At 71.2% G+C, this 10,635-nt stretch carries 8 protein-coding genes; 4 read left to right on the forward strand and 4 right to left on the reverse strand.

Features of this window, described 5'->3' with window-relative positions; all coding sequences use genetic code 11:
• Nucleotides 1-23 precede the first annotated feature (23 nt).
• From ACFP2V_RS21210 to ACFP2V_RS21225, 4 genes are all read right to left on the reverse strand, one after another.
• A complete protein-coding gene (locus tag ACFP2V_RS21210) occupies nt 24-1,502 on the reverse strand; it encodes a DUF4158 domain-containing protein (RefSeq protein WP_381214657.1) in 1,479 nt (492 codons plus the stop codon).
• 270 nt (nt 1,503-1,772) lie between these two features.
• Entirely contained in the window at nt 1,773-2,888 is a 1,116-nt protein-coding gene (locus ACFP2V_RS21215; RefSeq protein WP_381214660.1) for a Gfo/Idh/MocA family protein, read from the reverse strand.
• 184 nt (nt 2,889-3,072) lie between these two features.
• On the reverse strand, nt 3,073-3,918 hold the full coding sequence (locus tag ACFP2V_RS21220) for a response regulator (protein WP_381214663.1): 846 nt from the start codon (nt 3,916-3,918) through the stop codon (nt 3,073-3,075).
• Nucleotides 3,915-5,684: a sensor histidine kinase gene (locus ACFP2V_RS21225; RefSeq protein ID WP_381214675.1), complete on the reverse strand. Its 1,770-nt coding sequence runs from the start codon at nt 5,682-5,684 to the stop codon at nt 3,915-3,917. Before ACFP2V_RS21225 ends, ACFP2V_RS21220 begins: the two co-directional genes overlap by 4 nt.
• Before the next feature lie 369 nt (nt 5,685-6,053).
• Here ACFP2V_RS21225 and ACFP2V_RS21230 point away from each other — a divergent pair, with 369 nt between their 5' ends.
• The 4 genes from ACFP2V_RS21230 to ACFP2V_RS21245 all read left to right on the forward strand — a co-directional run bounded on the left by ACFP2V_RS21230 (nt 6,054) and on the right by ACFP2V_RS21245 (nt 10,389).
• Nucleotides 6,054-7,037 carry a Bug family tripartite tricarboxylate transporter substrate binding protein gene (locus ACFP2V_RS21230; RefSeq protein WP_381214678.1) on the forward strand — a complete coding sequence of 328 codons (984 nt, stop codon included), beginning with the start codon at nt 6,054-6,056 and terminating at the stop codon, nt 7,035-7,037.
• Nucleotides 7,034-7,570: a tripartite tricarboxylate transporter TctB family protein gene (locus ACFP2V_RS21235; protein WP_381214666.1), complete on the forward strand. Its 537-nt coding sequence runs from the start codon at nt 7,034-7,036 to the stop codon at nt 7,568-7,570. The genes ACFP2V_RS21230 and ACFP2V_RS21235 overlap by 4 nt, the downstream gene beginning before the upstream one ends.
• 1 nt (nt 7,571) lies before the next feature.
• Nucleotides 7,572-9,065, forward strand: coding sequence for a tripartite tricarboxylate transporter permease (locus tag ACFP2V_RS21240; protein WP_381214669.1), 1,494 nt, complete (start codon nt 7,572-7,574; stop codon nt 9,063-9,065).
• 232 nt (nt 9,066-9,297) lie between these two features.
• Complete coding sequence (locus ACFP2V_RS21245) at nt 9,298-10,389, forward strand: GDSL-type esterase/lipase family protein (protein WP_381214672.1); 1,092 nt, start codon at nt 9,298-9,300, stop codon at nt 10,387-10,389.
• The last annotated feature ends 246 nt before the right edge of the window (nt 10,390-10,635 follow it).

Consider the following 10,635-nt stretch of genomic DNA (forward strand, 5'->3'; position numbering starts at 1 on the left):
ACACCACCCCGCCCACACCCCGATCAGGAAAACCCCAGATCAACCGTCCCTCGAAAGGATCCGCACCCGAAAGAGTACGCCGCCTTGTCCACCAGGCCGTGAGGCACGTTGGGGTTGGCGAACACCAGCCGCCGCCACGAGCCCGTCACCAGCTCCATGGAGACCTCTTCCGCGCCGACCTTCTTGCGGCCGATCAAGTCCGGCAACTGCTTGAGCGCCTTCACCACCGGGGCGCCGGCCTCGACCGCGCCGAAGTCGATGACCTCGACCAGAAGCCGGATGAAGCCGCGCACCGTGCCGTAGCGGGCGACCGGTTCGGCCCGCCACTCCGCGTCGTCGTCACCGTCGGTGTCCGGGACCACCGCGGCGATCGTGGCGAGTGCCTCCGCCAACTGCTCGCGCGGAACGACCTCCTCGATCGCCGACCACGCGTCCGCCACGGAGACCATCTCGCCTGACGCGGTCGCCTGAGGCGTTGTCATCAGCACGTCGACCGCCGCCGCGACCTTCTTCGCCGCCTTCCTCAGCTGCGGCAGGGCCTTGAGCTTGGCGTCGTTGCCCATCCGCTCGGCCTTCGCGAGCAGCTTGGTGGCCATCAGGGCGTGCAGCAGATCGAGCGCATCGTCGACCGCCGCGGTCTCCAGGTGCCGCACAGCCGCCAGGAGGGTGGCGGTCTGCCTCGTGACCTCCGGCCGCTTCAGCGTCGGCGCCTTCGAGGTCAGCCCGTACCGGGCCAGCCCGGTCATCCGGGCGGCCCGGACCCGCCCGACGTCGACGGCTCCGGCACCCAGGCCGCGTACCTCGCGGGCGCGGTCCAGAGCCGGCTCCATGGCCTTGCCCGACACTCGCATCGGGCCCATCCGCAGCCGCTCCGGCTCCGACACCCGCTTCTTCTCCGGCACTTCGAGCAGCCGGACCATCTCGGTGCGCAGGCCGTACGGGACCGCCTCGTACAGCGCGGCGTGCAGCCGGTCGTTCTCCTCCTGGCGGACCGCAGCGACCATCCGGGCCAGCGTCGTCACGCCGGGCAGTAGCACCCGGTTGTTCACCAGCCACACCACCGCCCGGTCGAACAGAGCGCGCGGCCCCTCCAGCGACGACCACACCCGCGCCGCCGGGAACTCCCGCAGCTCCGCCTCGCCCGCAGCGAAATCCCGGTAGCCGTACTCGTCGCGGATCTCCCACGCGTGCTCGTAGGCCGTCTGCGCGCGCGTCCCGTACTCGGCGAAGTGCTCGTTGCCGATACCGAGTTGCTCGGCGACGAACCGCACCACGGCGGCCGGGATTGCCGTGGGGTCCTCGGTCAGGAAGGTGCCGAGCATCCGCACCGTGCCCCACTGCACCGCCCATCCCAACCTCGTCGCCGGACGGCGTTTCGCCCGTGCCGGGCCCAGGGCCTTCTTGTCCAGGCGGAAGAACTGTTCCAGCTCCCCGGGCGACGGCTCCGTGGCGAACCGGCCGTAGCGGGCCTCTTGCTCGGCAGACAGGTACTCAACAGGCATGCCGAGGACCGCAGAGGCCGCTGACCAGGCAAAACGGGCACGTCACCGAACCGGAATCAAGATCGCTCCGCTACCGCTGATTTCCTTTCGGATACTCCCCGAGGGCCTCGTTCACGCGTACGGCTTGCGGGACTCGAAGGCGTCGGGGCCGGGGCCGTGGACGTGACGCAGGGCCTCCGTGCCGCCCGCGGAAGCGACCGTGACGGCCTCACCGCGGGGTGAGCGACGCGGAGACCGCGGGGGCACGCTCGGCGTGCTCGGCGCGGATGCTCATGCGTGCTCCTTCGGGGCCCAGTCGGGGTGGCCGCCGTGCATGGCCGTGTGGAAGGGGTCGCCGGCCGTGATGTCGCCGGCCCGCACCGGACGGCCGGTGAACGCGGACTTGTACAGGGCGGCGGCGAATTCGAGGGTGTCCCGGGCCTCTTGGCCGCTGCCCGACGGCCGGACACCGGCGTCGTAGGCGTCGAGGAGGGCGCCGAGCTGGGCCGTGTGCGAGCTGGGTACGTCGTGCGGCGGGGTGCGCCAGGCGGCTGCGCGTTCGGTGGGAACGTGCCGCGCCGGGGTGTACGACCAGTCGTCGTTGCGGTGTCCGTACAGGTGGGTGAGCTCGACCGTGGCATCGGCGCAGTCCACGCGGACGCGGCTCACCTCGTCCGGCGAGAGCACACTGTTGACGACGGTGGCGAGGGCGCCGCCGCGGAAGCGGACCAGGGCGGTGGAGACGTCCTCGCTCTCGGTGTCGTGGACGAGCCGGCCCGCCATGGCCCGTATCTCCTCCCACGGGCCGAGGAGATAAAGCAGCAGGTCGTACTGGTGGATGCCGTGCCCCATCGTCGGCCCGCCACCCTCGGTGGCCCACCGCCCGCGCCAGGGGACGGCGTAGTACGCGGCGTCCCGGTGCCAGGTGGTCTGGCAGTGCGCGACCAGCGGGGTGCCCAGCGCACCGCTCGCGATCAGTTCCCGGGCGTGGACGGAGCCCGAACCGTAGCGGTGCTGGAAGATCACGGAGGCGTACGTGCCCGACGCGTCCTCCGCCGCCGCGATCTCGTCGTACTCGGCGAGCGACAGGCACAGCGGCTTCTCGCACAGCACCCAGGCGCCGGCCCGGAGCGAGGCCACCGTCTGCTCCCGGTGCAGTGACGGCGGCGTTCCGATCAGCACCAGGTCGGGGCGTACGGCGTCAAGCATCGCCTCCACCGAGGCGTACCCGACGACCTGCTCGCCGGCCAGTTCACGGAAGGCGTCGAGCCTGCCCGGGTCCACATCGACGGCTGCCACGAGTTCGGTGCGGTCGGTGTGGGCCCGCAGCGCCGGCAGGTGACTGTCGGCGACGATGGCGCCGGTGCCGACGACGGCGACGCGGCGGCGGACAGGGAGCAGGGCCATCGGCACTCCTTTGGACGATCGGCGGACACATGCTGCCGACGGGCTCCCGGAGAGTCCTCGCCGAGCATTCAGAAAGCGCTTGCATCCGCTGCTCGACCCTAGATCCGGGTGCAGACGGGGACAACCCCGTGCCATGGGCGAGTTCGCCCCGCACGAGGTCGCGCCGGGGCACCGGCCCGTGCCTCTACGCCCGCGCCCCGCCACCCGACCGGAGCCCGCCGGCCTGCCCAGAGGTCCGCCCGCCGGCCTGTCCGCCGATCTGCTGTTCGGGCTGCCGCCGGGTCCCCCGGTCGGGCCGGTCCTTTGGCACTCCCAGGAACCGGTAGCGGCGCTCCGGCCTCCCGGCCGCCCCGTACCGCAGGGAGACCTCGGCCCTGCCCACGGTGTGGAAGTGCTCCAGGTAGCGGCGGGCACTGACCCTGGAGACGCCGGCGAGGGCGGCGCACTCGGTGGACGACAGCGTGCCGTCGGCCTCGCGCAGGATGCGCTCGACGAGTTCGGCGGTCTCCACGCTCATGCCCTTGGGCAGCGCCGGTGCCGTGGCCACCGGTGCCGTCGCTCCGGCCAGGACCCGGTCGACGTCGGCCTGGCCCCGCACGACCGCGCCGAGCAGCCGGCCGCGCCGGACGGCGTACCGCTCCAGCCGTGCCCGCAGGTCCTCGGACTCGAACGGCTTCAGCAGATAGTCGACGACCCCCTGCCGGACCGCACCGCGCACCGTGCCGGCCTCCCGCGCCGCGCTGATGACCATCACGTCGCAGTCGTGGCCGGCGCTGCGCAGCCGGGGAATCACGTCGAGGCCGAACAGGTCCGGCAGATACAGGTCGAGCAGGACCAGATCGGGACGGAGCCCGTCCACCGCGGCGACCGCCTGCTCGCCGGTGCTGGCGACGCCGACGACCCGGAATCCTTCGACGCGTTCGACGAAGGCGCGGTGCACCCGGGCCACCATGAAGTCGTCGTCGACCACGAGCACGTCGATCGCGCCGGCGCGCGCGGACCCTGCGTGCTCGCCGTGTGTGCTGGTCATCGGCCGACTCCTTCCGCCACCGCGTCGGCGAGGTGGCTGACGGTCATGCGGGCGGTGAACATCGCCCCCTCCGGAGTGTTGGTCACCGAGATCTCACCGCCGTGACGTTCGCAGACGAGGCGGGTGAGCGCCAGGCCGATACCGCGCTCGCCCTCCTGGGCGGCCTTGGTGGTGAAGCCGTGCTGGAAGACCTCGCGGGCCAGTTCGGGGGCGACGCCGGGGCCGGAGTCACGGACGACGATCTCCACGCTGGCGGCGTCGTGGCGCAGCTCGACCTCGACCCAGGCCCCATGCCCGTCGGCCCCGGCCCCGCCCCCGGGGTCACCAGCGGTGGCCGCCGCCGCGTCCACCGCGTTGTCCACGAGGTTGCCCACGACCGTCGCCACGTCGGCGGCGTCCTCGGGGGCGAGCCGGTCCAGGGCGGTGCTGTCGGAGATGCGCAGGGTCACCCTGCGTTCGGCAGCGAGCGAGGTCTTCGCCGTCAGCAGGGCGGCGAGGGCGGTGTCCCGCACCCGCCGGCTCAGCGTGACGTCGAGGGACTGGCGGCGTCGGCTCAAGGCCCGGATGTAGCTCACGACCTCGTCCTGTTCACCGATCTGGATGAGCCCGGAGATCGTGTGCAGTTGGTTGGCGAACTCGTGGGCCTGGGCGCGCAGCAACTCGGAGGAACTGCGGAAGGACCCGATCTCCCGTTCCAGTCGGGCGAGTTCGGTGCGGTCCCGCAGGGTGGTGACCGAGCCGAGGGAACGCCCGCCCTTGGTGACGGTCATCCGGTTCATCACCAGCACCCGGCCGTTCCGGACGACGACCTCGTCGCGCCGCCGGCCCGCCTCGCGTGACGGCCGGTCACCCCCCCGGTCCTGCGACCGGTCACCGCCATGCTCCTGCGGTCGATCGCCTGCCCGGTGCGGTAGCCGGGCCCTCTCTTCGCGCTGCGTTCCGGCGAGCACGTCCCGCAGCCGCCCGTCGATGCCAAGGGTGTCCAGGCTCTGGCCCACGCAGTCCTCGGGCAGAGCCAGCAGACGGCGGCCCATCTCGTTGACGAGGGTGAGCCGGTGCTGCGGGTCGAGGGCGATCACGCCCTCCGCGATGCCGTACAGCATGGCTTCGCGGTGTTCGGCGAGTCCCGCGATCTCGCGCGGCTCGAGGCCGAGGCTCTGCCGCTTGACGCGTCGCGCCAGCAGCCAGGAGCCGGCCACCCCGAGCCCACTGGCGACACCCAGGTAGGCCAGCAGATACGAGGAGGCGCCGCTGAGCCGCTGCCACACCGTCGGGTCGGCCGCGCCGATCATCACCGTGCCGAGGTGGCGCCCCAGATTGTCCTGGGTCGCGCCTAGGACCGGCACCTGGGCGACGCGTTCACGGCTGCCGTCGAGCGTCAGCGGGCCCGACCAGCCGCGACCGCGCACGGCGCCGTCGCCCGGAGGCAGCCGGTCGCCGATCACCGTGGGGTTCGTGGAGGCGACGATCCGGCCGTCCGGGCCGGCCACGGTCACCGAGGTGACCCCGGACTGGGTCTGGGTGGAGTTCACCAGCGCGGCCAAGGCCTCCCCGGGCGCCGGCCGCGCCAGCCGGCTGCGCACCAGCGGGTTCGCGGCCAGCTGTTCGGCGAGCGCGCCGACCCGGCGGCCCTCGACCCGGTTGAAGGTCGCCTCCGACTGTGCCAGGGAGACCGCGGCGACCGCCATCAGAACCATCACGACGATGGCGAGCTGGAGCACCAGCATCTCGCCCGCGAGGGTCTGACGACGGAAGGTGGCGGCCACGACGTACTCGATCTCTCCTGCCGGCGGGCTCACCTGCCGACGGGTTCTCCTTGCCGACGGGCTCTCCGGTCGGCGATGCCCCCATGCCCCGGCGGGCACGACGAGGTGCGGCGCAGGTGACGGGGGCCCCATCATGGCGCCCACCGGTGTCTCGCGGGAAGGGATGTGCCCAGGTGAACGTGCGGAGGCGGACGCCGGAGCACCCGGCGACGTGCTGACGCAATGACGCGCTGACGCAATGACCAAAACCTCCGTTGGTTCCGCAACCGAGACAGCTGAGCGGTGCGCGTGCACCATGTGGCGCACGTCACCCACCCCCGCAGGGCTCTGTGTGACCTCCAGACGATCGACCGACAGGTGGTGGCATTCGTGCGCCTGCGCGCCCCCCTCGCCCTGCTCGGGGCCGCCGTGCTGGTACTCGTGGGTCCGCCGCTGCTCACGACCGGCAGCGGCACCGAGACCGGCACACAGATCCCGGGCCTGCGCTTCATGGTTCCCAACACGCCCGGCGGCGGCTACGACATCACGGCCCGTACGGCCGCGAAGAACGCCGAGGACGCCGGGCTCACCCACAACATCGAGGTGTTCAACCTGCCCGGCGCAGGCGGCACCGTCGGCCTCAGCAGGCTGGTGAGCGAGCACGGCAACGGCAAGCTCGCCATGACGATGGGCCTCGGTGTCGTCGGCGCCGTCCGGTCCAACCACGCGCCGAAGACCCTCGCCGACACCACCCCTGTCGCCCGGCTCACCGAGGAACAGGACGTCGTCGTGGTCGCCAAGGACTCCCCGTACAAGACGATCGACGACCTGGTCGGCGCCTGGAAGGAGAACCCCGGCAAGGTGCCGGTGGGCGGCGGTTCCTCGCCCGGCGGGCCCGACCATCTCGCGCCGATGCTGATGGCGCGGGCCGCAGGGATCGCCCCGAAGCAGGTCAACTACATCCCGTTCGACGGCGGTGGCGAACTGCTCGCCTCGATCCTCGGCAACAAGGTCGGGTTCGGCGTGTCCGGCGTGGGCGAGTACCTCGATCAGATCAAGGCGGGCGAGCTGCGACTGCTCGCGGTCACCGGACCGGAGCGGGTCCCCGGGCTGGACGCGCCCACGCTGCGGGAGGCGGGATACGACGTGAACTTCACCAACTGGCGGGGCATCGTGGCCCCTCCCGGTCTGACCAATGCCGAGCGCGACCAACTCGTCTCTCTGGCAGAAGAGTTGCATGACTCGGACGAATGGCGCGCGTCCATGAAGCAGAACGGCTGGGACGACGCCTTCCTGACCGGTGAGGAGTTCGGCGACTTCCTGGACGCCGAGGACAAGCGCGTGGTGTCCGTTCTGAAGGAGCTCGGGCTGTGACGACACCGACCACCGACCTGTCCCCCGCACCCGCCGGACGGCGCTCCTGGCTGCGCGACCACTCCGAACTCGGGGTATGCGTAATGCTGTTGATACTCGGCGTGTTCGTCCTGACCGACGCCCTCACCATGAACGTCGACATCACCCAGCGCGGCCCCGTCGGGCCGAGGACGGTACCCGTCATGGTCGGCGCCGGACTCCTCGTCGTCGCCGCCCTGCTCGCAGTGGACGTATTGCGCGGCGGGCGGGGCCAGGCCGAGACCGGCGAGGACGTCGACCTGTCCGAACCCGCCGACTGGCGCACGGTGCTGCTGCTCACCGGGGTGTTCCTCGGCTCGGCCGTGCTCATCGAACCGCTCGGCTTCCCCGTCGCCGGCGCGCTGCTCTTCTGGGGTGCGGCCTTCGCCCTCGGCAGCCGCAGATTCGACCGCGACCCGCTGATCGCCGCGGTCGTCTCCCTCGTCGCCTACACCGTGTTCAACAACCTGCTCGGAGTGCCGCTGCCCGGTGGTCCGCTGATGGGAGTGCTGTGACGTGAACACCCTCACCTCCCTTCTGGACGGCTTCGGTACCGCCCTGACCCCGATCAACCTGCTGTGGGCCGCGATCGGTGTGCTGCTGGGCACCGCGATCGGCGTGCTGCCCGGCATCGGCCCGGCGATGGCGGTGGCGTTGCTGCTGCCGGTGACGTACGGACTCGACCCGATCGGCGCGTTCATCATGTTCGCGGGGATCTACTACGGCGCGATGTTCGGCGGTTCGACCACCTCGATCCTGCTGAACACGCCGGGGGAGAGCGCCGCCGTGGTCGCGGCCATGGAGGGCAACCCCATGGCCAAGTCGGGTCGTGGCGCGCAGGCACTGGCGGCCGCCGCGATCGGTCACTTCGCGGGCGGCATGGTCGGCACGATTCTGCTGGTCGTGCTGGCGCCGACGGTCGCCGGACTCGCCGTGGACATCGGTGCTCCGGACTACTTCGCCATCATGGTGCTTGCGTTCATCGCCGTGACGTCGGTGTTGGGTTCCTCGCGGATCCGAGGACTGGCCTCGCTGCTGATCGGCCTGACGATCGGTCTGGTGGGCCTGGACCAGATGACCGGCCAGCAGCGGCTGACCTTCGGTTCCCTCCAACTGGCCGACGGCATCGACGTGGTGATCGTCGCGGTGGGCCTGTTCGCCATCGGCGAGGCGCTGTGGGTCGCCGCGCATCTGCGGCGCAGTCCGCCCGAGCCGATTCCGGTGGGCCGGCCGTGGCTGGGCCGCGACGATGTGCGGCGCACATGGAAGTCCTGGGCGCGCGGCCCGTTCATCGGCTTCCCGTTCGGCGCGATCCCGGCGGGCGGCGCGGAGATCCCGACATTCCTGTCGTACGTCACGGAAAAACGGCTGTCCAAGCACAAGGACGAGTGGGGCAAGGGCGCCATCGAGGGCGTGGCGGGACCGGAGTCGGCGGCGTCCGCCTCGGCGGCCGGCACACTGGTGTCCATGCTGACGCTGGGACTGCCGACCACCGCGGTCGCGGCGGTGATGCTGGCCGCCTTCCAGCAGTACGGCATTCAGCCGGGCCCGCTGCTCTTCGAGCGGGAGCCCGACCTGGTGTGGGGCCTCATCGCCTCGCTGTTCGTCGGCATGGTGCTGCTGCTCACCCTCAACCTGCCACTGGCGCCGGTGTGGGCGAAGCTGCTGCACATCCCGCGACCGTACCTCTACGCCGGGATCCTGTTCTTCGCGGCGATCGGCGCGTACGCGGTCGGTGGCGAGGTGATCGATCTGGTGATTCTGCTGATCATCGGCCTGATCGGCTTCGGTATGCGGCGATACGGTCTGCCGGTCCTGCCCGCCATCATCGCCGTCATCCTCGGCCCGGCCGCCGAGCAACAGCTCCGCCGCGCCCTGCAGATCAGTGACGGCAGTGTCTCGGGCCTGGCCAACACCCCTTTCTCCGTCACCGTGTACGCGATCATCGTGCTGCTGCTGGCCTGGCCGCTGCTGAGGAAGGTGGTGACCCGTCGGCGCGCCGAGCGCTGATCCCGGTCGCGGAATTCTCTCCTGAGGGCATGTCATGGGTGTGGCGCACATGTGCGCCACACCCATGAGCCGTATGGAACCCGTGGGGGCCAACCGCACGACACCGCCGGATCGACCGTACGGACACCACCACACCCGGCGCTCCCTCGCTCCAACCTATTGACGCGTCACCGACAAGGTGACTTGATGTCTCCATGGGAGCGCTCCCACCTCGTCCAGGGAAGGGAACACCATGCGCGTCATCGACCACTTACCGCTACGGGCTCTACTCGTACTGACCGCTCTGCTCCTTCCGCTCGGCCTCACCCTCACTCCCCCCTTCGCGCCCCGCGCGGCCGCCGCGCCGGACGCGGCCCCCGTCCGCATCATGCCGCTGGGCGACTCGATCACCGGCTCACCGGGCTGCTGGCGGGCCCTGCTGTGGAACCGGTTGCGGGACGCCGGCCACACGGACATCGACTTCGTCGGCACCCTGCCCGGCCAGGGCTGCGGCGTGGCGTACGACGGCGACAACGAGGGTCACGGCGGCGAACTGGTGACCAATCTCGCCGACCAGAACCTGCTGCCCGGACGGCTGGCGGCGACTCGCCCGGACATCGTTGTCATGCACTTCGGTACGAACGACGTCTGGAGCAGCATCTCCCCCGACCGCATCCTCGCCGCCTACACCAAGCTGGTGACTCAAATGCGGGCGGCCAACCCGGACACGCGGCTCATGGTCGCCCAGATCATCCCGATGAACCCCGCCGGCTGCACCGGCTGCGCCCAGCGCGTCGTCGACTTCAACGCGCGGATTCCCGGGTGGGCCGCGGAGACGAGCACCACCCGTTCCCCGGTGACCGTGGTCGACCAGTGGACAGGCTTCGACACCGCCACCGATACCTACGACGGCGTGCACCCGGGCGACGCCGGCAACGAGAAGATCGCCGCCCGCTGGCACCCGGCCCTGGCAGACGTCCTCGCCCAGGGCGTCCCAGGTGATCCCGGCGACCCCGGTGACGACGCCAACTGCACCGCGTCGTTCCGGGCCGGTTCGGCCTGGCAGGGCGGCTATCAGGCCGAGGTGACGGTACGGAACACCTCCACCGTCGTGCTCACCGGCTGGACCGTGACGGTCGCGCCGGCCGACGGCGCGCGGCTGACCCAGGTGTGGGGCGGCACGCTCGGCACCGCCGCCGACAGCACGGCGACCGTCACCAACGCTGCCTGGAACGGCACCCTGGCTCCCGGCGCGAGCACTTCCTTCGGCTTCATCGCGAGTACCCCGGCAACGTCCGGGGCTCCGGCGGCAACCGTCGGCTGCACGGCCACGGCCGCCTTTTGACCCACGGCGCACGTACAGCGGTCCCCCGCACAACCGTCGCACCGCCGCACGCCCCCGCATCACCCACGGCACGAATGACGCTCCCTCATGAACCACGGCACGGACACAAACCAGGACCGGATCCGAACCGACCCCCGTATCGCCCGTATCACCCGAATCGCCCCTCTGGAGCCGCCATGAGGGGGCGTCGCGTGTTTACGGGTTGCTTCCGGGGCTTGGGTTCGTTGATGTGGTATGGGTCGTTTC

The sequence above is a fragment of the Streptomyces incanus genome, from assembly GCF_042656345.1.
In the GTDB taxonomy this organism is placed as follows: domain Bacteria; phylum Actinomycetota; class Actinomycetes; order Streptomycetales; family Streptomycetaceae; genus Streptomyces; species Streptomyces incanus.

Excerpts from the sequence above, each read along its gene's own strand:
- ACFP2V_RS21210 (WP_381214657.1), bottom strand. The coding sequence starts at position 1,502 with ATGCCTGTTGAGTACCTGTCTGCCGAGCAAGAGGCCCGCTACGGCCGG.
- ACFP2V_RS21215 (WP_381214660.1), bottom strand. The coding sequence starts at position 2,888 with ATGGCCCTGCTCCCTGTCCGCCGCCGCGTCGCCGTCGTCGGCACCGGC.
- ACFP2V_RS21220 (WP_381214663.1), bottom strand. The coding sequence starts at position 3,918 with ATGACCAGCACACACGGCGAGCACGCAGGGTCCGCGCGCGCCGGCGCG.
- ACFP2V_RS21245 (WP_381214672.1), top strand. The coding sequence starts at position 9,298 with ATGCGCGTCATCGACCACTTACCGCTACGGGCTCTACTCGTACTGACC.